Origin of the sequence: Streptococcus sp. A22 (assembly GCF_043674215.1) — a bacterium.
Classification (GTDB): domain Bacteria; phylum Bacillota; class Bacilli; order Lactobacillales; family Streptococcaceae; genus Streptococcus; species Streptococcus suis_V.
On sequence record NZ_JBIMJQ010000027.1, the window covers coordinates 1 to 23027 of the forward strand.

Sequence of the window (23027 nt, forward strand, 5' to 3'; positions counted from 1 at the left end):
TTGGGCTAGCCCAGACAGCTTAACCTCTGGATCTCTAGTTATCAATGAACTTGTTGCACTTGACTTGACAAATTGGGGAAAGTAATAAATATGAACTTTTTTTCAAAAAAGTGTTGACAAGGGTATTACCCCGTGATATACTTATCTAGTGTTCAGCGGGGATGGCGGAATTGGCAGACGCGCAGGATTAAGGATCCTGTGACCGCTTTAGGTCGTGAGGGTTCAAGTCCCTCTCTCCGCATAGGACTTTCAGACTGGTTTAACCAGTCTTTTTTTTTTTTTGTGCCTGAAAGTTATGTGAAAATTTTCTCATACGGATACAGTTTCAGCTAGCATTTTTTTGAGAATCGTGTTAAAATAAGAGGGTATGGGGGATGACTCCCAAAAAATATTAGGAGGCTCTTAGAATGCCATTAGTTTCAGCAGAAAAATTTGTCCAAGCAGCGCGTGACAACGGTTATGCAGTTGGTGGATTTAACACAAACAACCTTGAGTGGACTCAAGCTATCTTGCGTGCAGCAGAAGCAAAACAAGCTCCGGTTCTTATCCAAACTTCTATGGGTGCAGCTAAGTACATGGGTGGTTACAAAGTAGCTCGCAACTTGATCGCAAACTTGATCGAGTCAATGAACATCACAGTTCCAGTTGCTATTCACCTTGACCACGGTCACTACGAAGATGCACTTGAGTGTATCGAAGTTGGTTACACTTCTATCATGTTTGACGGTTCACACCTTCCAGTAGAAGAAAACCTTTCAAAAGCAAAAGAAGTTGTAGAATTGGCACACGCTAAAGGTATCTCAGTTGAAGCTGAAGTTGGTACTATCGGTGGTGAAGAAGACGGTATCGTTGGTACTGGTGAATTGGCTCCAATCGAAGATGCAGTAGCAATGGTTGCAACTGGTATTGACTTCTTGGCAGCTGGTATCGGTAACATCCACGGTCCATACCCAGAAAACTGGGAAGGTCTTGACCTTGACCACTTGCGTAAATTGACAGAGGCTGTACCAGGTTTCCCAATCGTATTGCACGGTGGTTCTGGTATTCCAGATGCACAAATCCAAGAAGCAATCAAATTGGGTGTTGCTAAAGTTAACGTTAACACTGAGTGTCAAATCGCATTTGCAAACGCAACTCGTAAGTTTGCAGCAGCTTATGAAGCAAACGAAGCAGAATACGACAAGAAAAAACTCTTTGACCCACGTAAATTCTTGGCTGACGGCGTAAAAGCTATCCAAGCATCTGTTGAAGAGCGAATCGACGTATTTGGTTCAGCGAACAAAGCTTAATGTTATATAAGTAATGCTATCTAAACCAACCGCAAGGTTGGTTTTTTGAGTTTTATCTAATCTACTGTTTCAAACAGTCCTATTCTGTGAAGCAATCTCTGATTGCGAACAAGGAAATCCGTTTTTTCAATGGCTTGTCCTTAGAAGATTTGAAACAAGCTTGGTCAAATGTCAATTCTGTCTGATAGACAGGCTTCAATATTCTTGGAGAACTGTCGAAAGAAAAAAATAAAAATATTCCTTGCCAACTTCATTCTTTTCTGTTAGAATAGTATGGTATGTGGTGCTAGCACATCCGATATATTTGATCAAATGAGGAGGAAGATACAATGGCTAAAGTATGTTATTTCACTGGTCGTAAGACTGTATCAGGTAACAACCGTTCACACGCAATGAACCAAACTAAACGCGCAGTTAAACCAAACCTTCAAAAAGTTACTGTTTTGATTGACGGTAAACCTAAAAAAGTTTGGGCTTCAGCTCGTGCCCTTAAATCAGGTAAAGTAGAACGCGTTTAAGAAATGACCCTTTTGGGTTATTTTTTTTGCCAAAGAAACCTAGTCTTCCGTCTGCTGTCACAAGCTTGTTTTTTACAGAATGGCGAAAGTATGGTAAAATGGAGTGATAAAACTATTTGAGGTAAAGTAATATGACTGTTAAAATCAATACAAAAGACGGCCAAATTGAATTGACTGACGACGTGATTGCCACAGTTGTCGGTGGAGCTACGACCGAGATTTTTGGTGTGGTCGGCATGGCTAGCAAATCCGCCATCAAAGACAATTTCCAGGCTCTTTTGAGAAAGGAAAACTATGCCAAGGGCGTTGTCATCAAGACCTTGGAAGATGGTCGTATTGCAGTTGATGTCTACACTGTTATGAGCTACGGTGTAAAAATCAGTGAAGTATCTCGCAATATCCAAGAACGTGTCAAGTTCAACTTGGAAAATCAATTGGGTATCTCTGTGGATGCCGTTAATGTTTTCATCCAAAATATTAAAGTCGTAGGAGAATAATTGTGTCTAAAATTACTACTAGTTTATTTCAAGAAATGGTGCAGGCAGCATCAACTCGTCTGAATAAACAAGCTGAATACGTCAACTCACTTAATGTTTTCCCTGTTCCAGATGGGGATACTGGTACCAATATGGGTATGACCATTACCAATGGAGCCAAAGAAGTTGCGGATAAGCCAGCAAATACAGTTGGTGAAGTCGCTCAAATCTTATCAAAAGGTTTACTCATGGGTGCTCGCGGAAACTCTGGCGTTATTACGTCACAATTGTTCCGCGGTTTTGGCCAGTCTGTTAAAGGCAAGGTTGAATTAGATGGTAAGGATTTGGCACAGGCCTTCCAACATGGTGTAGAAGTGGCTTATAAGGCCGTTATGAAGCCAGTTGAGGGTACCATTTTGACCGTTTCTCGTGGTGCAGCGACGGCTGCCCTAAAAAAAGCAGAAGAAACAGATGATGCCATTGAAGTCATGCGTGCAACTCTTGAAGGTGCCAACCGTGCCCTCAAGAAAACACCTGATATGCTTCCAGTCTTGAAAGAAGTTGGGGTTGTTGACTCTGGTGGTCAAGGTCTTGTTTATATCTACGAAGGTTTCTTGTCAGCTTTGACTGGTGAATACATTGCTTCTGAGGATTTTGAAGCAACTCCAGCAGTCATGACAGAAATGATTAATGCAGAACACCACAAGTCAGTTGCTGGTCATGTAGCGACTGAGGACATTACCTTTGGTTACTGTACGGAAATCATGGTTGCCCTTCGCCAAGGTCCTACTTATGTGAAAGACTTTGATTATGAAGAATTCCGTAACTACCTCAACGACCTAGGAGATTCACTCCTTGTAGTCAATGATGATGAAATTGTAAAAGTTCACGTCCATACAGAAGATCCAGGCTTGGTTATGCAAGCAGGTCTCCAATATGGTAGCTTAGTCAAGGTAAAAGTAGACAATATGCGTGAACAACATGAAGCGCAAGTTGAAAAAGAAGAAGCCTACCAAAAACCAGCTGAGCAAAAAGAATACGGCATTATCGCTGTTGCAGCTGGAGAAGGATTGACAGAGATCTTCAAATCACAAGGCGTTGATTATGTGATTTCAGGTGGTCAGACCATGAACCCTTCAACAGAGGATTTTGTCAATGCTATTGAATTGGTCAATGCTCGCAATGTCATCTTGTTGCCAAACAACAAGAACATCTTGATGGCGGCTCAGACTGCAGCAGAAGTTGCTGAAGTGGCGGTTAAGGTGGTAGAAACCAAGACTCTACCACAAGGCTTCACTAGCTTGCTTGCCTTTGATCCAAGTCGTGATTTGGACAGCAACTTTAAAGCGATGACGGCATCACTTGCAGAAGTGAAAAGTGGTAGCGTGACAACTGCAGTCCGTGACACAACTATCGATGGTCTGGAAATTCATGAAAATGATAACTTGGGTATGGTTGATGGCAAGATTGTGGTTTCTAATCCAGATATGATGGAGACGCTTGTTGCTACCTTTGATAAAATGTTGGATGAAGATAGTGAAATCGTGACTATCTATATTGGTGAGGATGGTGACGAGGATACAGCACAAGCCCTTGCTTATCAATTGGAAGAGAAATTTGAAGATGTAGAGGTTGAAATCCATTTCGGTAATCAACCTGTTTATCCATATCTCTTTAGTGTTGAATAATCCATGAGAAGAGCAGTCTGACTGTTCTTTTCTTGTGTATTTTGTGGATATTTTGCTTGCTATTTGGCCCAAATATGATATAATAGTTTCTTGTGAGTATCCCTCACTTCCCACAGGCTAGGACCTGGGGGCATTAGACCAAAAGGAGGAACATATCAATGGCTAAATACGAAATTCTTTATATTATTCGTCCAAACATTGAAGAAGAAGCTAAAAACGCTTTGGTAGCACGCTTTGACTCTATCTTGACTGACAACGGTGCAACAATCGTTGAATCAAAAGCATGGGAAAAACGTCGCCTTGCCTACGAAATCCAAGATTTCCGTGAAGGTTTGTACCACATCGTTAACGTTGAAGCGACTAACGACGAAGCTCTTAAAGAGTTTGACCGTTTGTCAAAAATCAACGGCGACATTCTTCGTCACATGATTGTGAAACTTGACGCGTAAGAAGGTTTTATATGATAAATAATGTAGTATTGGTTGGTCGCATGACCCGCGATGCAGAACTTCGTTACACTCCGTCAAACCAAGCTGTTGCGACTTTTACACTTGCAGTTAACCGTAATTTTAAAAATCAAAATGGCGAGCGTGAAGCGGACTTTATCAACGTAGTTATCTGGCGTCAACAAGCTGAAAATTTGGCGAATTGGGCTAAGAAAGGTGCTCTCATTGGCGTGACTGGTCGCATTCAGACCCGTAGTTACGACAATCAGCAAGGGCAACGCGTTTATGTAACTGAGGTAGTTGCAGAAAGTTTCCAACTCTTGGAAAGCCGTACTGCCCGTGAAGGTCAAGGTGGCGGATATTCTGCTGGTAATTCATTTGCTGGTGGCAATGATTACAATTCACCTTATCAAGCACCTGCACAATCTACACCGAACTTCGCTCGAGAAGAAAGTCCATTTGGTGCATCAAACCCAATGGATATTTCAGACGATGACCTACCATTTTAGGTCGATACTAAATATATAAAGGAGAAAACACATGGCTCAACAACGTCGTGGCGGTTTCAAACGCCGTAAAAAAGTTGACTATATCGCAGCTAACAAAATTGAATATGTTGATTACAAAGATACTGAGCTTCTTAGCCGTTTCATTTCTGAACGTGGAAAAATCCTTCCACGTCGTGTAACTGGAACTTCAGCTAAAAACCAACGTAAAGTAACAACAGCTATCAAACGTGCTCGCGTTATGGCATTGCTACCATTCGTAAACGAAGATTAAAAAAATGACCCCAAAGAGGGTATGACACTCAGCAGTCTAAATAATCTGAGTTCATACACCTTATAGGCAAATTGAAAGACGGTTCAAGTTGAGCCGTCTTTTTCCGTATATTAAATTATCGTTCACTAAAAGAAACCTTAAAATCATACATTGTGCAATTAGGGTTTTTACAGACTTTTATCACTTTACCGCGGGCGGTATCTTCTGCGTAAAACCAAAGAACTTCACCACATTTTGTGCATTTTTCAGTCATATTTACACTCCTATATTCTGTTGTTACAGTTGCAACACCGTTCTGCACGGTCACTTGTTTTTCGTCCGCAATATGGACATTCAATAGTTGCTTTTACTAAAATTTCCTTTAATTTAGCCACAGATTACCACCACCCCGATTTTTTCTGACAAGCACCAAATGAAGAGCAAGCATGATTAGAAATGTTGTGATAGATAGCCTCCCTACAATATTCACATTTATTGCCGACACCCCTGTCTCTCTCGCAAGCACACAACCACTCGTTTAGATTTCCCATTTTGTTTACCTCCTAAATTACTCAAAAAGTTCTTTTATCTTGTTGGCTTTTCGGATACTTGTTCTGAAGTTAATAATATCAGACCGAGGATTTACATTGCCACCCAGACCCTTAACCACACCTAAAGCCAACTGCTGACCAATGCCAGTTCCTAGCGCAATAAGGCTTACTGCGCAACCGTAGTCCATTTCAGCGACATACACTTGAACAGCCCAATGACCACCAAAAAGTGTTTGGCCTTCTAATAAAATAGAAACATCAGCTTCGGCTTCTCCTGGAATTGTAACTCTTGAAATAAGGTCTGTCATTGCAGAGCACTTCACTGGACGTTTGTGGAAGTTTTTAATAATAACACCTAGCTCCGAGAGACTTTTGCTAGTGTCAAAGCTAATTTCTTTTTCACGCATCCCCATAAAATCACCTTGGCGTCAACACGCCACCTTTCTATTATTTCATTCTCAAAAAACCCTGCTACAATAGGGTTTGAGTGTGTTTTAGTTAACGGTCGTCAACTAAAATAATGAAAAATCAAAAAATGCCAATCTGACAAAAATTCAAAAACCTTGTCAAATCAGCATTTCTAATATTTTTTGTTGATAACTTTGATTGTTTTAACAAACGACCGTCTGCTAAAACATTTATATGCGTTTACTTTACTATTTTTTCAGTAGTTTGTCAACAATTTATTGACTATTTTTTACGTTTTGTTCGGATATTATTACGCCTCAACACACTATAAATAGTGGCGGTAGAAATATTGAGCATAATGGCGATACTCCGTACGGATAACTCTTCATTGAGATAGCAGCTGATAACTTGTTTTTCTTTGGATTTTGAAATACCTTTATTGCCCAACTTCACACCGCGCTCTCTAGCTTTCCGTAGTCCATCTTTGGTGCGGTCTGAAATGGCTTGAAGCTCCCACTCCGCCACATATCCCAGCATAAGACAGAAGAATTTGCCCGTCAGGGAATTTGTTTCAATCTGCTCATGAAGAGATTGAAGGCGGATATTGTAGCTGGTTAGTTCCGATATGATAGCGGACAGGTGGAGCATTTTACGGGTTAGGCGGTCTAGTTTATAGACCACAAAGCTGGTTTCTAATCCAGATTTAGCACATTCCTTGGCGAGTTTGAGAGCTTTTTGAAGTTGCGGTCGCTCTTGATTTCCACCTGATTCTTTTTCGATGTAGAGCTTGTCGCAGAAGCCCAAAGCTTCTTTTTGAACTTCTAACCCCAATTCTTGGCGGTTGTCTGTTGAACTAACACGGGCGTAGCCAATGATGACATAGCCTTTTTCTTGATATTGCTTGATGATTTTCTTCACATTGTCCTCCTTGCTTTACTATTGTAGCAGGGTGGTTTTATTGTAAAGGAAAATAAAGGTAAATAAAAAGGCGTAAAGTATAAACACTTGACACAAAAATAAAATAGGAGTATAATGAATTGAGTCGTAGGTAGCGAGTTTCTACCTACGAAGTAAAAATAAAACAGCTCCTTAATTTTGAAGTGTTAGGAACTGTCTTATATATTTCTAACAACTAGAAGTCTAACGCTTTCGGTGAAGCTTCTTCTAGTGCTAAAATTTTTACTGCTCTTCGGCATCTGCTGGAGAGCTTTTTTCTTGTTGCCTCTCCATAATTGTGTTATTTTCATTTTTTATGCTTTCTTTGGTTTCTATTTTAGTCGTGATATTGAAGCTTCTCAGCTTTCGGAAAAACCACTTAATACCGAACTCAAAACTAAAGCTTTTATGAGTTTCACTACTGCCCCTAAATGTCGTATTGTCCTGACCGACTAATGTTTTAGTTGGCAATTTCTCCCGTACATACTCTACAAGCTCTTTGAGAAGTAGCCAGATTTCATAAGCGTTGGGTGTTAAGGCGACAGCCATTGCTATGACGTTTTCTGGGGCAAAAAGAGCAAAGCCCTCATTTACTAACATCGTAGCAGCAAATAGATATAATGTTTCCATGATGAGACCTCCGTACTTTGAAAAGCGATTAGGGTTTCTGGCGGAGTAAAAATGTGACTTCCTGCGCCAAAGTGTTTAGACATAATATATAGCACCTCTTTTCTTTTTAGAGACTTCAATAGGAAATGTTTTTCCTATATGCAACTTTTATTTTTATAATGTGTTAATTTATCACCTCCATACTGGCTATAGTTCCAAAAAAGAGCTTGTCATGCGCCGTATTCATTTAGGGTCGGATAGGAGAATACTCCTATGGGCGGTAAATGAGATAGGTGTTTGACAAGCCCTTTTTTAAGAACTTATTTCTGAATTTATTATACTGATATTCCGATGAAAATGCAAGCGTTTTTTAAATGTGATTGTTTAGACTTTTTTAATGTATTGTATGTGATTTTACTAAGCAGATAAATATCATCTCCCCATTCCTGAGTTCTTCCGTTCCGCCTACCGTCAACTCAATATTATCTTTAGAAGCGTATTGTTGTTGCTCAAGAAACTCTACGGTTTTATTTGTAATTCCTATCATTTCTTGCATGCAGTCGGCAGTGTAGTCATACCGAGTTTTTATAGATAGCACCATTTTGTCAATTTCAAATAGTTTTCCATTGGCCTCTTTTGGAAAATATTGCTGAAGTGTTTTACATAGAACTTCAAATGAATCGCAAAAACCAGCCAGCAATATGGCTCTATCTGTATTTTGAAAATTGCCAGAAATGAACTTCTGGATTCTCTCGTTGATGATGCCATTCTGTAAAATTAAACCATTCTGGACAAGTGGCAATCTCTCGATTGTGTTTCTAAGCAGAAAGCGTAAGGTTGGAACTCCAAAACTTTGCTGGACTGAGTTTTGGGTTAGCTGGTGCGGAGAATAAAATTCTAAGTAAAATATTTTATTGATTTCAGGGGTGTTCAATAACTCATTAAAATGTAGGCGATGCAGAAAAAGCGACAAGATGATTTCATTGTCCAAAAATTTAAGGATATTATCTTGAATGATTTTTGAGTTTCTCAGAGCTTCATTGTCCACAGTTGGAATATTGGAAATATTAACAAGAAAGACTAAGAGAATTGAAAGGTAGAGTTCAGCTTCCTTTGTGGAGTTGAGCTTTTTTAGTTTGTCGTCTCCAAAAACTCGCTTTGCTTCCTTTGCATTTTCCAAGAGCTTATTTTTTACCTTGGAAGCGGCCTGCTTAAAATCAAAGGTTTCATCTTTGTTTAGTTCTTTCAGTAAGTTAGAAATTCGCAGGCTTTGAGCTTCTAGGTCGGTCAGAGGCAACGCCTCGCGGTAAAACTCAGGCACATCTTCATCACCAGTAAAAATTCTATTACTAGAAACTCGATTGATTTCTGGCACAAAAGAGATATTGGAGTTGTTTTTGGCAACCAGTTTATTTAATACTATATTGATGAAATCTTCTTGATTTCGCTTTTTCTTTTCGCATTTTTGAAGAATATAACAAAACCAACCCAATCTAAACTCTGACATATCCCCCTCCTTGAGATTTTTGAGATTTTTTGACTGATGAACGAGATTTAATAATCAATTATACTATAGCCATAAGTTAGCTAACTTACCAAAATTATATCAAAGGAGAACGCTTATGTCACTTACACCTTCTATTCGTCGAAACAAAGAAGTCCAAGCACTTCAAACCATCGCCAGTCCATATCAAATGGAGGTCGCAAGAAAGCTCAGTCAAAACATGGCAGACAACCAAGCAAGGGAGCTTCTAGCGACAGACATTCTCTACAAGGTGGGGAATTTAGCCTTGATTCAAGCTGAAATCCTGAAAAACAATCCAGAAGCTCACGCTTATACAGATTATATTCTGAGAGCTTTCACTCACTATACTACGCAATATTTGAAATAAGGAGGAGCTATGAACATTTATTCTTGGATTCTGATAATAAGTGGCGTTATCTTACTCTTTATCTCTGTTCTAGGAGTATACTTTGAAGCATTGGACAAAGAAAACCAGCCAAGCTATACAGAAGAAGAAATCGCACTGGCAGAATATCTTGAAAAGAGACAAGCATTTAACGGAATTTACCTAGAAGCTATCGCTGAAATCTTACGCCACCAAAAGCGATAAAATCACCACTTGGACTAGACAAAAGGACAAAATATGGTGAAATATACTACTGTTAACCCGTCCAGAATCTATTCCAATCGCTCCAAAAGCAGGACAAAACCAAATTTCAATTTTTGGCAATCTTCCTGTATAACTGAAATCAGAAAGGAAACCAGCCATGAAGAAACTACTCGCTTACATTCTCGGATTCTTTGCCTGTGCTTGGCTTATCAATCAAGCGGTTAAATTGGTCTTGGAAGTCTGGCAAGTGTTATTTTTGGGAGCGGTGTTCATCTTTTCTGGTTGGTTTGCCTTTCGGATTATCAAAATTAAGAAAGATTGGAGGTAAATATGAAGCGACACTTTAACGCTTTGTCGTGGAGTGAATGGACTTGGCAGCGTCCGTTTTCAGAAGAAGATGTCAAAAGTCTGCTTGGTCAGTTGGTCGGTCTGACTCGGCGAAAGAGTCTTGTTTTTGAAGTTCGCTTGAAGAGAAACCATGTGCGGTATCTTTTAGGAACAGAAGAACAAGATAAACGGCACGTTCATCAATTGATACAATCACACCGACAGATTCAATTTTCTAAAGCTCCTAAGCGTGAAAAAATATCAGTTGCCCGATTAGTTCAGATTAAGCAGTCACATTATGCTCTAAAAACAGATTCGTTAGAAAACATGATTCGCTCTAGTTTGGCACTGTCAAAAACACTCCAGCCAGATGAGGAAATTGTTCTTCAGTTGATTCTTGGCTCTGGGTCTCCACCAAAACCACAACCTAAAGAATTACCAAATTTGTCTGCTCGCTGGTATCAGGTTATCACAAATAATATTCCTGAACTCTCAGAAAACTCCAAAAAGCTCATGCGTCAGAAGTTAAATCAATCAACTTTCAGATGTGAAATTAGGCTTGGGGCAAACTCACGCAGTATTTTGCGGACGAAAGAGTTCTTTTCAAGCCTGCTCAGTAGCTTTCGGATGTTGGAAACTCACGCTACTATTGAGCTAAAACCAATCTCGGCTTCAAAAATCAATCAAGCTCAACCGTCTTGGTCTTTTCCGTATAGCTTAGCTACTGCTGACCTCGCTTGTTTCTTGCTTTTGCCAGTTGGTGAAGAAAACATGGACGGCGTGCCGAATGTTCACCCGAAACTCATCACGCCACCGCTTGGCTACAATTTGAACCACAATAAGGTGAGAAGTTTTGGTCAGACTGTCGAAACTCAGCCGAGACCGCTTCAAATTTCCAGCCAATCCGCCAAGAAACATTTGTTTCTACTTGGAAGCACTGGAACAGGTAAAACTACAGCGATGAGTCATTTGATTCTGTCTGACATAAAATCCAAGAAGCATAGCGTAGTTGTGATTGACGCCAAGGGGCAATTAACGCATGAACTGCTTGAACGAACTCCAGCCGAACATGACGAAGACATAGTGGTTATTTCACCAACCGCCAAGCGAATTGTTGGCATTAACCCCTTTGAGCTGACAAATTATGGAATCGAGCCTGAAGTTATCGCAGATTATCTGTTAGAGCTATTCAAAGGCTTATATCCAGAACATTTCGGAATCTACTCTTTAGACATTCTGTCGCACGCTTTCTTGACTTTGGCACGGATTCCAAACAGTTCTTTGGTGATGTTGCCTAGCCTTTTAACCAATAAGCATTTCAGAAATAAGCTGTTGAAAAATCTCACGGACCCAATCGGCTTAGAAAGTTTTTGGTCTTGGTTTGAGCTGTTAAGCGAAGCCCAATGCCACCAGATGTTAAACCCGATTTTGAACAAGTTTCGCCAGTTTTTACTTCGCCCGCAACTCAGGGCTATGCTTGGACAAGCTCAACCAAAATTCAGTTTGGCAGAACTCTTCCAGGGCAGAAAAATTGTGCTAGTGCCATTAAATAAGGCAGTTATTGGTTCAGAATCCGCCAAACTTATCGGAAGCCTTGTCACTTCAATCTTGTGGATGCTTATTTTGCGACAGTCTTCGGTTGAGCCAAGCAAACGCCAGTCCGCTTTCATTTATGTCGATGAAACACCAAGCTTTCTTGGAATCCCTAACGCCAATCTGGACGAAGCACTTTCACAATCTCGCCAGTTTAATGTTGGTTGGGCGATAGGTTTTCAGCACTTAGCACAGATGTCTTCAAATCTCAAAGCAGGAATTGAATCAAATACTGCCAATAAAATTGTCTTTGGCTTGAATTTGAACGAAGCCAAGGAAATGGCAAAATCCACATTAGAAGTTGCCAAAGAGGATTTCTATAGCCTGTCACCATTTTGGGTATATTCAAGAATTGAAATCTCGCCCAATATCTATCGTTGGGTAATTGGCAAAACCTATCCGCCGACACCTAGGATTCGGGATAGTCGCACGCCTTACCTAAATAGTCTTATCAAATACGGACAAAATATGGACGATTTAGAGCGAGAATTTCAGGCTTTTACCTATAAAGAGAAACCACAAACGGCTGAATTGTTGGACGATTTAGGACGAAAAAAGCGTTCTAATCGGTCTTCTAATCGTGTTGACGAAGAAAATTCTTCCAGCCCTGCAAAATAAGCCTTTCTGCCCTCAATTGTCACACGACTTACTGCGTAACGAAGCACATTTTACCAGCCAACCTTTAAGGAGAACAAAACAGATGAAATGGAATCAATTAACCACACAAGATATTCAAATTTTATACTTTCTCAATCAAGCTAGATATGCCACCACCAGCCAGCTTGCCAGACTCTTTTATTCAGACAGCGACAAACCAGAAACCGCTATTCGCCGAGTCAACTTTACAACACAAAGACTGTTAAAGGCTGGTCTGGTTTCACACCTCAAACGCCGAATTGGTGGTGTTCGCAAAGGCTCTGCTTCCTATGTTTGGCAAATTACTTTTCAAGGTTTGAAACTGTTAAAAAGCCAAGATGAAACGATTGTTTTGCGGTATAAAAATCAATATGAGCCAACTCAACACCATGTCGAACACACCTTGGCAGTCACGGAAATATTCGTCGAAACTATGGAGACCGTCCGAAATTCCAAAAAGCTATCACTTGAAGCCTTTTCTTTTGAGCCGAACTCTTGGCGAAGCTACCAAAAACTTTCTGGCTTAGGTATGACTTTGAAGCCAGATGCTTATCTGGAGCTAGTCAGTCAAGAATACGAAGACCACTATTTCATTGAACTAGACCGAAGCACTGAAAGTCTAGCCCGCATAGTGAACACCTGTAAAAAGTATATCGAATACTATCGCTCAGGTGTCGAACAACGCCAGTACGGAGTTTTCCCATTTGTGCTTTGGATTGTTCCAGACGACAAGCGAAAGCTGGCAATTTCAAAGGCTATTCAAGCGGAACTTTATAACTTTTGGGAATTGTTTACCGTGATTACTCTGGACGACTACCAAAACTATATCAAAGGAGGGTTTGATGAACTTGAAAAATCAAGATAAAGACTCCATAATCAGCTCGCACACCAAGCACGAAAAGAAGCAAATCGGTCGAACAACTTACTTTATCTGCCACTATTTTACTGGAAATCGTCCGCTTGAAAATGTCTTAGAAAGGCTGATTTTAAGCGATAAATCACTACTTTAACAGTAGTAAAAATGGTATAATAGAAGTATAAGGTGTGTGAACTCCAAAAGGAGAAAACACATGAACAGAACTTTGACAATTTCAGATTATAGACAAGTAGATACTTCCAGACTGTCGGATATTACGGTTGTTTATTGCCGTTTGAGTCAAGATGACGGATTGGACGGAGACAGTAACTCCATTATCAATCAGAAGAATATTTTGCTTGATGTTGTGGAGCGAGAAAAACTATCCAATCCCATTCTTTTTGTCGATGACGGTTTTAGCGGAACGAATTTTGACCGCCCAGCTATTTCAGAAGCGTTACGGTTGGTGGAAAATGGACAAGTTTCAAACTTCATCGTTAAGGATTTAAGCCGTTTAGGGAGGTCTTATATCAAGGTTGGGCAATTAACGGAAATTACTTTTCCGAGTTTTGATGTCCGCTTTATCGCTCTTAATGACGGTATAGATTCTAATAAACCAAATGAGACCAACTCCATTTTCTTACCAATCAAGAGCCTAATGGATGAAATGTATGCGGCAGACACCAGCAAAAAGATTCGGGCGGTAGTTCAAGCTAAAGCCAAAGCTGGCGAGCGAGTAACCACCAATCCACCTTATGGCTACCTCAAAGACCCAAACAACCCTAAAAACTGGATAATTGACCCAGTTGCCAGCGAAGTTGTGAAGCGGATTTTTCAGGAAGCAAAAAGCGGAATAAGTCTCTCGGAGATTGCGAAAGGCTTGGAGAACGACAAAATCTTCAAGCCAGACCGCCACCGAATAGAACTCGGCTTGAAACCTGTTTCTGCCAGTCCGAATGTAGAAACTTTGCCTTATTTTTGGACAAGAGAAACGCTCAAACGGATACTTATTCGTGAAGAATATCTTGGGCATACGGTCAATCTTCGGACGCGGACAAAATCTTATAAGGACAAAAGGTCTATTGACCTTCCAAGAGAAGATTGGCTGATTTTCAAAAATACCCATGAAGCGATTATCGACCAAGAAACTTTCGATATTGTCCAGAAAATGCGAAGCCACAAGCGTTCAAATCAGCGGTATAAAAATCGATCTGGTCATGAAAATCTATTTGCGGGTTTGGTCTTTTGTGGAACTTGTGGGCGAAAGCATTACTTTTGTCCGCAAGAGAAAAATGGATTAAATCACGACCATTACAAGTGTTCTGGCTACCGCAGACCAATTGACGGGTGTGAGAATCCGCACTACATTCAGAAATCTGCCCTGATTGAGATTGTGAGCGACAAACTCCGCCAGGCCATTTCTGAAGCCCAGCTTGACCGAGAAAACTTTTTGAAGAAGTTAGAACAGCAAAGTCAGGCTCAATTCAGCAAGGATAACAAACGCCAGCGTCAGCAACTTCAAAAGGACGAACACCGTTCCAAAGAAATCGACCGTATTATTCAACAGCTTTACGAAGACAATCTACTTGGAAAAATTTCAGATGAACGCTTTGTGAAGTTAAGTCAAACTTATGAAGAAGAACAGAAGCAACTTCAAACTTCCATTTCTGACTTAACAGAAAAACTCGCCAAACAACAAGAAGATAGCCTGAATATCTCCAAGTTCATGACGAGAATTTCCAAATATACACAAGTTTCAGAATTAACCGTTGAAATGGTAAATGAACTGATTGACAAGATTGTGATTCATAAGCCAACTGGCACGAAACGCAAGCGAATCATTCAGATTGACATTTACTACAATTTCATCGGAAAACTAAACAAGGAAAAAGCGAGTCAGGCGGACTGACTCGCTAACTATTAACCGCAATAACTAAACTGCTGGGTGTAAGCTCCATTAACGGGTCATTTTTTCTTGCGCTCTAGAAATGTGTAAAGCGCAATGACAGAGTGGACCATTTTTTCATGAGCTTGAAAATATGAGAGCGAATTAGGAGCTTCAAAGCCCTATTTAGCTAGCCCCCTAGAAACTAGATAGGTTCAACACTGATAGGTCGTTTTTACTTGTGCTCGTTAAACTTGAGAAGCACAATTGCGCAGTGAGGAGATTGAACGCCTCTTTGGGACAGCCAACGAGTACCACAATCTTCGTTATACAAGAGAGAAAGGCAAGTCCAAAATGGAAGATAAGGTTGGACTGACTTTGGCGTGTTTAAATCTCAAGAAATTGGTAAAAATGAGGGCAGGGAAGCCTTTTTATATTGTACAAATAGCCACGATTCTGGCAAAAAGACCGACTATCAGACCAATAAACAGAAAAAGACAAACATCAATCGAGATGTTTGTCTTCATTCTGTAGCTAGCTGTCGCTAGCTTTTATCTCCAACTTGAGCAAGTCTATCCGTAGACTTGTTAATGACAGCCGACTCTGGTCGCCTCTATCTCCAACTTGATGGAGCATCTCCCCGGGCTCCGTCAACCACCAACACTCGTAAACTTGGTCATACCATAGCGGAAGAGTTTATAGTTAATCGTAAAGATGATGGCAACAACGAGGGGGAGTGCGAGGCCCCACATGGAGAGGTCCAGGAAGTAGAGGGCTGGGAAGTAGGCGGTAAAGGCATAGGGAAAGACAAAAATCAGTAGGAATTGAATGACTTTTGGATAGATATTGAGCGGGTATTGGGCCATTTGGTTGAGTGCGAAAATCCCCATGGTGAGAGGGAAGGATTCCACGATCCAAAAGGCAAGAGCTGTTGGTCCCAGCTGAATTGCCGCATAGAGCAGACCGATGCAAATGGCAATAAAAACCAACAGGAGAATCTTCCAGACAGACCATTCCAAGCCCAAAATCTGCGAAGACTGCCAGAGAGCCACGCCACCAATCATCGTCGTACCGATGCCCTGAGGCTGAATTCGTTCGCAGACCAGCTGAAAGAGCGGATTGACCGGCAAGAGCAAGAGGCGTTCAAACTCCCCCCGACGAATGTAGCGGCTACCGAACATCCACAGATTATCAAAGAAAATCAAGTGGACCGACCGCCCCACCGTTGCCATTCCATAGATAAACAGCATCTGCCCGTAGTTAAAGCCTGCAATCTCCTTGATATTACTAAAAAGGACATTGAGGAAAATCAAATAGACCACCTGCTCCACCAAAGATGAGACCAGACCGATGAAAAAATCTACCCGAAAAGACATCTGGGCCATCATGAAGACCTTGACATTGTACAAATAAAGACCTATATACTTTTTCATCCTAGCCTCCAAAAATGACAATTTTTCGCTTGGCTTGGGACCATAGAGCCGCGATAAAGCCAGCAAGGACAGGCAACCAGAGCAACTGCAAGCCCAGCAAGGACAGGTCAGTTTCTCTGCCTAAGAGAATAGAAATAGGCACATTGATTGCATAGTTATAGGGCATGAAACTCAAGACTTTTTCGACTTTTTCAGGGTAAAAGCTTAGCGGTAAGAGGGCTCCGGATGACAGGTTGAAGAGTCCCATGCGTAGCAGCATGACTCCCCAAGCATTGACCGTAAAGAAAGTCGCAAAACCAAAAGCCAAGTCTAAGAATTGCACAATAAACATTCCCAAGATAGCAGATAGGAGAAAGACTAATATAGTCTTTCCATCTGGTAGGTAAAAATCACTCTGCACCAAGAGGATGATGAAAAAGACCACCAAAAACTTGAAGAGTTCAATCAATTTTGTTCCTAAATCCTTGAAGAAGAGGGAGAGGATAAAAGAGTAGGGCCGCAAAAATTCCCCAGCAATCTGCCCTTGCAAAATCGAGTGGGACAGGTCTTCACCGATTGAAAAGGAGTTGAGGCTTGCCAGAAGGCTAGCGAAGATGATATAGGTGGTGAAGGTCTGGAGGGTGTAACCATTGACCTCAGGCTGTGTGAAGAAAATAGTCTTCCAGACAAAGAGAGACACCAAAATCCGTGCTAGCACAGATACGAAAGAAGCCAGGAAAAAGGCCTTGTACTGCAGGGCTGTCATCATAGTCAGCCGTGTCATGTAGAGGTACTTATGCATGAATGCCCTCCTCGTAAATCTGACGGACAATGGACTCAATTTCCAGCTCCTTCATGGTCACATCATCGACCTCGATCTGCTCAAAGACCAAGGTGATGACCTGGGCACTGGTCCATTGGTTAGCCTGATAGTGAATGTCGAAGTGGTAATCATCCTTGCGGTCAAATTCCAGACCAGTCGCCTGAATATCTTTGGTCAGCGGATGCTCGGTAGAAAAACTAATGGTTTTGATTTGAGAAAATCGCTCCTTGAGCTGACTGAGTGAGCCGTCGTAGACTTTTTTTCCCTTATCGATGATGAAAATCCGCTCGCAGAGGGTTTCAATGTCCTTCATATCGTGGGAAGTAATCAAGAAAGTCGTGCCGTGCTCTTCATTCATGTAGCGAATAAAAGAACGAATGGTCTCCTTGACACTAGCGTCCAGGCCGATGGTTGGCTCGTCCAGAAAGACCACAGAAGGCTGGTGGAGAAAAATAGCCGCAAATTCACAGCGGACCCGCTGTCCCAGAGACAGATTGCGGATGGACTGCTTCATAATGTCTGCCAAATCCAGCAAGTCAATCAAGCGTGCCAGTCGTTCCTGAAAAACCGCCTCAGGTACATCATAGATTTTGGCATGGAGAATAAAGGACTCCTGCACAGGCAGGTTCCAATCCAGATGTGATTTCTGCCCAAAAAGGACACCGATCTGCTTGTTGACCGCTTTGCGATTATCCTTGGGAACCAGGCCGTTAATGGTGACCGTGCCCTCATCGGCGTGTAGCACCCCCGTCAACATTTTAATCGTAGTTGACTTGCCGGACCCGTTGGATCCGATATAGCCGACAATCTCTCCCTTCTGAATGGACAGGGAGATGTCCTGCACCGCCTGAATGGTTTTTTTCTTGGGCTTGAAGAAGGCCTTAATTGAGCCTTTTAGCCCCACCTCCTTATCGACCACGTAGTAGGTTTTGGATAAATGCTGCGCTTCTATCATAATGATCTCCTTGAGAAAACGTTTGCGTAATCATTATATCACGATTTATTCGCCTGTGATGATGAAAATATAAGAAAATAGCGAAGGATTTTCTGAAAAAAGCAGAGAAGATTTCTGTTCTGTTATTTTTTATCATTTTTTCCATGCATTATTTACAATACCAAGAAAAAGGTGTACAATAAAAGCAATCAATTCTAAGGAGGTTGAGATGTTAGAAGTTCGTCGCTTATGTAAAAGTTACGGGACCAAGGAAGTCTTGAAGGACATTTCCTTTACTATTCCATCTGGAATCATCTGTGGTTTGGTAGGGAAAAATGGTGCAGGAAAAACTACTTTCTTCCATTCCTTACTAGGATTTGTCAGCTACGAGGGAGAGATTGCCCTTGACCAGCAGGCTGTCACGCCAGACTTGTTTTCAAAAATCGGCTATCTACCAGAAGAACGGAGCCTCATGCCCAAGCTTTCTGTTTTTGAACAGGTCCGGTATTTGGCAAGTTTAAAGGGATTGACCAAGAAAGAAGTGGCTGAAAAACTACCGTTTTGGATGGAAAAGTTGGAAGTCAAGGGCAAGGTGACAGACAAGATTAAAAGCCTATCCAAAGGAAACCAGCAAAAGATTCAGTTGATTGTAACTTTGCTCCATGAACCAGACCTGATTATTTTGGATGAGCCCTTTTCTGGGTTGGACCCTGTCAACACCGCCCTCCTAAAACGTGTGATTTTAGAGGAAAAGGAGCGCGGGGCAACCATCATCTTTTCAGATCATGTTATGACCAATGTGGAGGAACTCTGTGACCAACTCTTGATGATCCAAGATGGGCAGCTGGTCTTGAATGGAGGCATTCAGGATATTCGTCGGCAGTTTGGTCGGACCCGCCTCTTTGTTTCCTCGGATATTCCGAGAGAGCAGCTAGAAGGCCTGCCCCATGTCCTCTCTGTTCAAATGACCAATCACGATAAATGGCGCCTTGTCCTAGACGATGAAGCAGCAGGTCCAGAGCTCTTCCAGTTGATCAGTGGTGGTCACTATCTGGCAACCTTTGACCAGCAGGCGCCAACCATTGATGAAATCTTTAAAATCAAATCGGGGGTGGCAGAATGAAATCTTTTATCCTAGTCGCAAAAGAGACCTACCTACGGCAGGTCAAATCCTGGTCCTTTGTTTTTATGGTCCTATCCCCTTTCCTCTTTCTCGGCATATCTTTGGGAACAGGCTATCTAACAAGCTCTAGCATGGATGCTGGGTCGGAAAAAATTGGTCTCGTAAGTGAGGACTTTATGGCCCAAATGGCCTTTGCGACACTTGACTTAGACTTGGTTCTTGTGACAGAAGAAGAGGCCAAGCAGCAGCTTTCAGAAGAAGAGTTGGAAGGCTATATCAAGGTCGCAGTAGTGGACCAGCAGTACCAGGCGACCTATCATGGAAATGAGGTCCCTTCTCAATCCGTTCAGCAAACCTTCCAGTCTATTCTAGAGAGCTTGCAGCAGCAGCTCAATGAAGCAAATGCTCAATTGACACCAACTCAGCTTGAATTTCTAGCCATCCAGCCTTCCTATGTGGAGGAAGTTGGTGACCAAGAGGGGCTGGAAAAAATTGGACAGATGATTACCTTCTTTGGCTTGATTTTCCTCATGTACATCATGACTATTGTTTATGCTTCTACAACTGCCCAGGAGGTAGCCAGTGAAAAGGGAACGAAAATCATGGAAGTGATTTTCTCTAGTGTTCCAGCCTGGACCTATTTCTATGGTCGCATCTTTGGCATCTTCCTCGTCATTGCGACCCATTTGGGTGTCTATCTTGTAGGTGGCATCTTGGCCTATCACCTAGCAGGACAATTGGAATTGACCAAGGAAATCTTTGAGTCAAACCAGGTCTTGGTGCAAGCTGTTTTAGACAACTTGGACTGGACCATGATTCTCTTTGCTATTTTCGGTCTGCTCCTAGGAGTAACCCTGGCTTCCTTGTGTGGTTCTCTTGTGGTGAGGCCAGAAGATGTCAACAAGGCTGTGCAACCGGTTATCTATCCGATTATCATCGGCTTTTTAGGGGCCATGACCTTTGGGCAACAAGCACAAGAACATATGGTGGTGAAAATCGGATCTTTTATCCCATTTTTATCCTCCTTCTTTATGCCGATTCGCCAGATAAATGGCTGGGCAAGTAATTGGGAGACCTGGCTATCTTTCTTCATTCTCGCAGCGACCACGATTGGCGCAATCGTCTTTATAGGCAAATCCTATGCAGGCTTGATTTTACAGACCGATGATATCGGCTTTTGGAGAAGCTTGAAGAAAGGCTTAACGAGCAAGTAAGTCTGCCTACAATAGAACGAAAAGACCAACTTAGGAATCCTAAGTTGGTCTTTGTTATCTGTTCGGTCATTTATTTTGGATCACGGAGGTTGATAGTCGCGTTGGTTGCTTCAACGGTTAATTTGTTTTTGCTTTCTTTTTTTTCAACAGTCAGACTAAAACCATCTTCTGTTTCCTTGACCTCTAGTTTTTCATACTGGTCTCTTGTAAAAATACCAATGTCATTCAACTGACTTTCGTCAATCAGACTTGATTCGCTTTGGGCAGTTTCCCACTCTTCATCTGACTCGTAGTAGTAGCCCATAAATTCGCCTAGACTTCTCAAGTCAAGCTTATTTTGAATCTGGAGGTTGATGTCTGCTAATGATTGGTCAGTCAAATCGATATTGGTCACGGTATAAGCTCGGTCTTCGTGTGGGAGGAATTTGTTGTCTCCTAGGAGAGTTCCTTCAATCAAATCCAGTTGGCCATAGTTTTCAACAGAAACATTTTCGAGCTGGGTCTGATAGAAATGGATATTGTCACCTTGTGCAGAGATAGTGGTATTTTTAATCGTTGATTTACTGATATTTGTATAGTAACTACTTACAGTACCTGAATCCAATTGGACATTGTTGAGATAGAGCATCCGGCCCTGCTCGACGGTCATTTCCTTGATATGGACATTTTCAATGTAGAGACTATCGAAGTAGCTATTATAGGTATTGTTACTGATGAGTCTGTCCAGTTGCTTACCTGTTGGAACTTCAATGGTAACAGAGTAGATGTCAATAGTGTCATCGGATAATCTTTCCCCGAGAACCTGCATGATACCTTGAATGGACAGTTGGGGATTTTTTGAGCTGAGAGCCAGGATGCCATTTTTCTCAGTGACTTCAACTGTGTTGTGGGTGTTATTTTTTGAGTTGGCATAGGACACATGGAAGAGTCCATCGGTTGATTCCTTGATCGTAACTGAATGTGGAAGATCTTTAATCTGGATTTCTGATAGGGAAGTATAGGATGTTTGAACCTGATTTGGCTTTGCGATTTCTTCCAGGCGGTTGAGACCCCCAGAGAAAAATCCAATTCCAACCAGAATCAAGCCAGAAATCAAGCTGACAAAGCCCGTGATGAGGGCGATCGTAAGTTTCTTTTTCATGCTCGTTTACCTCGTTTCAAGATCCATTGGAAGAAGGTTTTGACCAAGCGCCATGCCCAATAGGTGAAAAATCCGGTCAAAAGGTAGAGTAGGATTGCCGCACCAAACAAGGATATGCCAGCACCAAAACCCATGATGAAGACATTGAATCCTTTTGATAGCAAGGTAAATCCTTCCCAAATCAAGGAACCACCAGTAACCATCAAGCCGACTCCTAAACCAAATGCACCAATGATGAAGGCGACAATTATTAATATCAAGCCCAACAAGGCCCCGATCATCAAGAGAAGAAGAGGGATAGTGATCGGAAGGGTAATCAGAGCAAGACTGGCCAACCAAACTGTTTTCCGTGTATGTTTCAATTGCTCTAAGTTTTTACCGATGTAAAAAGCTGCGCTGATAGTGACCAGGAAGATCCCCATGATTCCAAGCAGTGGTTCAACAAAGAGGAAGAAGGTAGAAATGAGAAGGGCAGCGCTCAAAAAAGCTAGGGTAAGCAAGAAACGCTTGTCTTGAGGATTGGTCTCATCTTGTGTTGGAGCTGTATCTTCTAATTGACGGTTGAGCATGTTGTTGATCAGTTCATTGGCTGCTTCCTTAGGAGATCCCAGCTCTTCCATGATTTCGGCTTCACGTTCAGGACCTGCCTCGTCAAAGTATTCTTCAAAAAAGTTTTTGGCTTCCAAGTATTCCTTGTGGGGCAACTTTTTCAAATGTTTTTCAAGTTGCTCCATGTACTCAGTTCTTGTCATGGCGGACACTCCCTTCTATGATGCCGTTGATAGTAGTCGTATAGATATCCCAATCTTCTTTCAGTTGGACCAATTCTTCATGGCCTAGCTGGGTTAAACTATAATATTTCCTCATCCGTCCTTGAAATTCCTGAGAATAGGTGGTCAAGAGATCCTGTTGTTCCAAGCGTTTCAGAATGGGATAGAGAGCGGATTCCTTTATGTTGGAAATCAGCTTGATGGTCTGACAGATCTCATAGCCGTAGGAATCATTGGATTCTAAAATGGCCATAATGAGAAATTCCGTCAGCACTGCAGGTACGGGAAAATGCATGCGGCTCACTCCTTTCGATGATGATCGCCTTTTAAGTTGATATTTGCTATATACTGATTTTTGTATATATCAAAATTCTCTATATATAAAATATACACCCACTAAAATAAATTGTCAAGTCATTTGAGAGAAATTTTTTCAAAAAAAAAAGGCTCTATAATTTCTGTAGTGGGTAAATCCACTGTAGAGATTATGGAGCCTTTTTGAGTGTAGAAAAAAAGTCC

General features: G+C 41.6%; 26 protein-coding genes, 1 tRNA gene and 1 pseudogene. 18 read left to right on the top strand and 10 right to left on the bottom strand.

Annotated features, from left to right (window positions below; translation table 11 throughout):
• The first annotated feature begins 155 nt into the window (after nt 1–155).
• From ACHBHN_RS09555 to rpsR, 8 genes are all read left to right on the top strand, one after another.
• Nucleotides 156–241 (top strand) — tRNA-Leu (locus ACHBHN_RS09555).
• 166 nt (nt 242–407) lie between these two features.
• Nucleotides 408–1289, top strand: coding sequence for a class II fructose-bisphosphate aldolase (locus ACHBHN_RS09560; RefSeq protein ID WP_208562947.1), 882 nt, complete (start codon nt 408–410; stop codon nt 1287–1289).
• Between the two features lie 329 nt (nt 1290–1618).
• Nucleotides 1619–1807, top strand: coding sequence for a 50S ribosomal protein L28 (gene rpmB / locus ACHBHN_RS09565; RefSeq protein WP_001140948.1), 189 nt, complete (start codon nt 1619–1621; stop codon nt 1805–1807).
• A gap of 131 nt (nt 1808–1938) precedes the next feature.
• Nucleotides 1939–2304: an Asp23/Gls24 family envelope stress response protein gene (locus tag ACHBHN_RS09570; protein ID WP_105111305.1), complete on the top strand. Its 366-nt coding sequence runs from the start codon at nt 1939–1941 to the stop codon at nt 2302–2304.
• Between the two features lie 2 nt (nt 2305–2306).
• Complete coding sequence (locus ACHBHN_RS09575; RefSeq protein WP_105122489.1) at nt 2307–3971, top strand: DAK2 domain-containing protein; 1665 nt, start codon at nt 2307–2309, stop codon at nt 3969–3971.
• 158 nt (nt 3972–4129) lie between these two features.
• On the top strand, nt 4130–4420 hold the full coding sequence (gene rpsF, locus ACHBHN_RS09580) for a 30S ribosomal protein S6 (protein WP_105111495.1): 291 nt from the start codon (nt 4130–4132) through the stop codon (nt 4418–4420).
• Nucleotides 4421–4431: 11 nt separating this feature from the next.
• The gene (locus tag ACHBHN_RS09585; RefSeq protein ID WP_002942409.1) at nt 4432–4926 is read left to right on the top strand and encodes a single-stranded DNA-binding protein; all 495 of its coding nucleotides are present in this window, start codon (nt 4432–4434) and stop codon (nt 4924–4926) included.
• A 31-nt stretch (nt 4927–4957) separates the two neighbouring features.
• The gene (gene rpsR, locus ACHBHN_RS09590) at nt 4958–5197 is read left to right on the top strand and encodes a 30S ribosomal protein S18 (protein ID WP_002939250.1); all 240 of its coding nucleotides are present in this window, start codon (nt 4958–4960) and stop codon (nt 5195–5197) included.
• 547 nt (nt 5198–5744) lie between these two features.
• Here rpsR and ACHBHN_RS09595 read toward each other — a convergent pair.
• The 4 genes from ACHBHN_RS09595 to ACHBHN_RS09610 all read right to left on the bottom strand — a co-directional run bounded on the left by ACHBHN_RS09595 (nt 5745) and on the right by ACHBHN_RS09610 (nt 9187).
• The gene (locus ACHBHN_RS09595; RefSeq protein ID WP_394733987.1) at nt 5745–6134 is read right to left on the bottom strand and encodes a hypothetical protein; all 390 of its coding nucleotides are present in this window, start codon (nt 6132–6134) and stop codon (nt 5745–5747) included.
• Nucleotides 6135–6417: 283 nt separating this feature from the next.
• The gene (locus ACHBHN_RS09600) at nt 6418–7053 is read right to left on the bottom strand and encodes a recombinase family protein (protein ID WP_105120295.1); all 636 of its coding nucleotides are present in this window, start codon (nt 7051–7053) and stop codon (nt 6418–6420) included.
• A gap of 261 nt (nt 7054–7314) precedes the next feature.
• On the bottom strand, nt 7315–7701 hold the full coding sequence (locus ACHBHN_RS09605; RefSeq protein WP_105120296.1) for a hypothetical protein: 387 nt from the start codon (nt 7699–7701) through the stop codon (nt 7315–7317).
• Nucleotides 7702–8074: 373 nt separating this feature from the next.
• Nucleotides 8075–9187 carry a hypothetical protein gene (locus tag ACHBHN_RS09610; RefSeq protein ID WP_105120297.1) on the bottom strand — a complete coding sequence of 371 codons (1113 nt, stop codon included), beginning with the start codon at nt 9185–9187 and terminating at the stop codon, nt 8075–8077.
• A gap of 115 nt (nt 9188–9302) precedes the next feature.
• Here ACHBHN_RS09610 and ACHBHN_RS09615 point away from each other — a divergent pair, with 115 nt between their 5' ends.
• The 8 genes and pseudogenes from ACHBHN_RS09615 to ACHBHN_RS09650 all read left to right on the top strand — a co-directional run.
• On the top strand, nt 9303–9572 hold the full coding sequence (locus ACHBHN_RS09615; protein ID WP_024413593.1) for a hypothetical protein: 270 nt from the start codon (nt 9303–9305) through the stop codon (nt 9570–9572).
• Between the two features lie 9 nt (nt 9573–9581).
• The gene (locus tag ACHBHN_RS09620) at nt 9582–9794 is read left to right on the top strand and encodes a hypothetical protein (protein ID WP_394733988.1); all 213 of its coding nucleotides are present in this window, start codon (nt 9582–9584) and stop codon (nt 9792–9794) included.
• A 157-nt stretch (nt 9795–9951) separates the two neighbouring features.
• Nucleotides 9952–10122 carry a hypothetical protein gene (locus ACHBHN_RS09625; RefSeq protein WP_332423760.1) on the top strand — a complete coding sequence of 57 codons (171 nt, stop codon included), beginning with the start codon at nt 9952–9954 and terminating at the stop codon, nt 10120–10122.
• Between the two features lie 2 nt (nt 10123–10124).
• Nucleotides 10125–12332, top strand: a complete 2208-nt coding sequence (locus ACHBHN_RS09630; RefSeq protein ID WP_394733989.1) for a type IV secretory system conjugative DNA transfer family protein — start codon at nt 10125–10127, stop codon at nt 12330–12332.
• Nucleotides 12333–12414: 82 nt separating this feature from the next.
• The gene (locus tag ACHBHN_RS09635) at nt 12415–13215 is read left to right on the top strand and encodes a replication-relaxation family protein (protein WP_394733990.1); all 801 of its coding nucleotides are present in this window, start codon (nt 12415–12417) and stop codon (nt 13213–13215) included.
• Entirely contained in the window at nt 13199–13360 is a 162-nt protein-coding gene (locus ACHBHN_RS09640) for a hypothetical protein (RefSeq protein WP_394733992.1), read from the top strand. Before ACHBHN_RS09635 ends, ACHBHN_RS09640 begins: the two co-directional genes overlap by 17 nt.
• Before the next feature lie 60 nt (nt 13361–13420).
• On the top strand, nt 13421–15115 hold the full coding sequence (locus tag ACHBHN_RS09645) for a recombinase family protein (protein WP_394733991.1): 1695 nt from the start codon (nt 13421–13423) through the stop codon (nt 15113–15115).
• Between the two features lie 240 nt (nt 15116–15355).
• Nucleotides 15356–15625 (top strand): annotated as a pseudogene (locus ACHBHN_RS09650) (transposase); the annotation flags it as partial.
• A gap of 116 nt (nt 15626–15741) precedes the next feature.
• On the opposite strand, the gene ACHBHN_RS09655 reads toward ACHBHN_RS09650, so the two are convergent.
• From ACHBHN_RS09655 to ACHBHN_RS09665, 3 genes are read right to left on the bottom strand one after another with little or no spacing between them, the layout of a single operon-like run.
• Complete coding sequence (locus tag ACHBHN_RS09655; protein ID WP_105122490.1) at nt 15742–16524, bottom strand: ABC transporter permease; 783 nt, start codon at nt 16522–16524, stop codon at nt 15742–15744.
• Between the two features lies 1 nt (nt 16525).
• Entirely contained in the window at nt 16526–17305 is a 780-nt protein-coding gene (locus tag ACHBHN_RS09660; RefSeq protein WP_105122491.1) for an ABC-2 family transporter protein, read from the bottom strand.
• Nucleotides 17298–18281: an ATP-binding cassette domain-containing protein gene (locus ACHBHN_RS09665; RefSeq protein WP_105122492.1), complete on the bottom strand. Its 984-nt coding sequence runs from the start codon at nt 18279–18281 to the stop codon at nt 17298–17300. The genes ACHBHN_RS09660 and ACHBHN_RS09665 overlap by 8 nt, the downstream gene beginning before the upstream one ends.
• A gap of 208 nt (nt 18282–18489) precedes the next feature.
• Here ACHBHN_RS09665 and ACHBHN_RS09670 point away from each other — a divergent pair, with 208 nt between their 5' ends.
• Both ACHBHN_RS09670 and ACHBHN_RS09675 read left to right on the top strand, forming a co-directional pair.
• Nucleotides 18490–19383: an ABC transporter ATP-binding protein gene (locus tag ACHBHN_RS09670; protein ID WP_105122493.1), complete on the top strand. Its 894-nt coding sequence runs from the start codon at nt 18490–18492 to the stop codon at nt 19381–19383.
• Entirely contained in the window at nt 19380–20597 is a 1218-nt protein-coding gene (locus ACHBHN_RS09675; protein ID WP_105122494.1) for an ABC transporter permease, read from the top strand. Before ACHBHN_RS09670 ends, ACHBHN_RS09675 begins: the two co-directional genes overlap by 4 nt.
• 70 nt (nt 20598–20667) lie before the next feature.
• Here the strand turns inward: ACHBHN_RS09675 and ACHBHN_RS09680 are convergent, their stop codons facing one another.
• The 3 genes from ACHBHN_RS09680 to ACHBHN_RS09690 are packed head-to-tail and all read right to left on the bottom strand — an operon-like array spanning nt 20668 to nt 22803.
• Nucleotides 20668–21738: a hypothetical protein gene (locus ACHBHN_RS09680; RefSeq protein ID WP_394733194.1), complete on the bottom strand. Its 1071-nt coding sequence runs from the start codon at nt 21736–21738 to the stop codon at nt 20668–20670.
• On the bottom strand, nt 21735–22490 hold the full coding sequence (locus ACHBHN_RS09685; protein ID WP_394733193.1) for a DUF1700 domain-containing protein: 756 nt from the start codon (nt 22488–22490) through the stop codon (nt 21735–21737). Before ACHBHN_RS09685 ends, ACHBHN_RS09680 begins: the two co-directional genes overlap by 4 nt.
• A complete protein-coding gene (locus tag ACHBHN_RS09690) occupies nt 22477–22803 on the bottom strand; it encodes a PadR family transcriptional regulator (RefSeq protein ID WP_105111503.1) in 327 nt (108 codons plus the stop codon). Before ACHBHN_RS09690 ends, ACHBHN_RS09685 begins: the two co-directional genes overlap by 14 nt.
• Between the last annotated feature and the right edge of the window lie 224 nt (nt 22804–23027).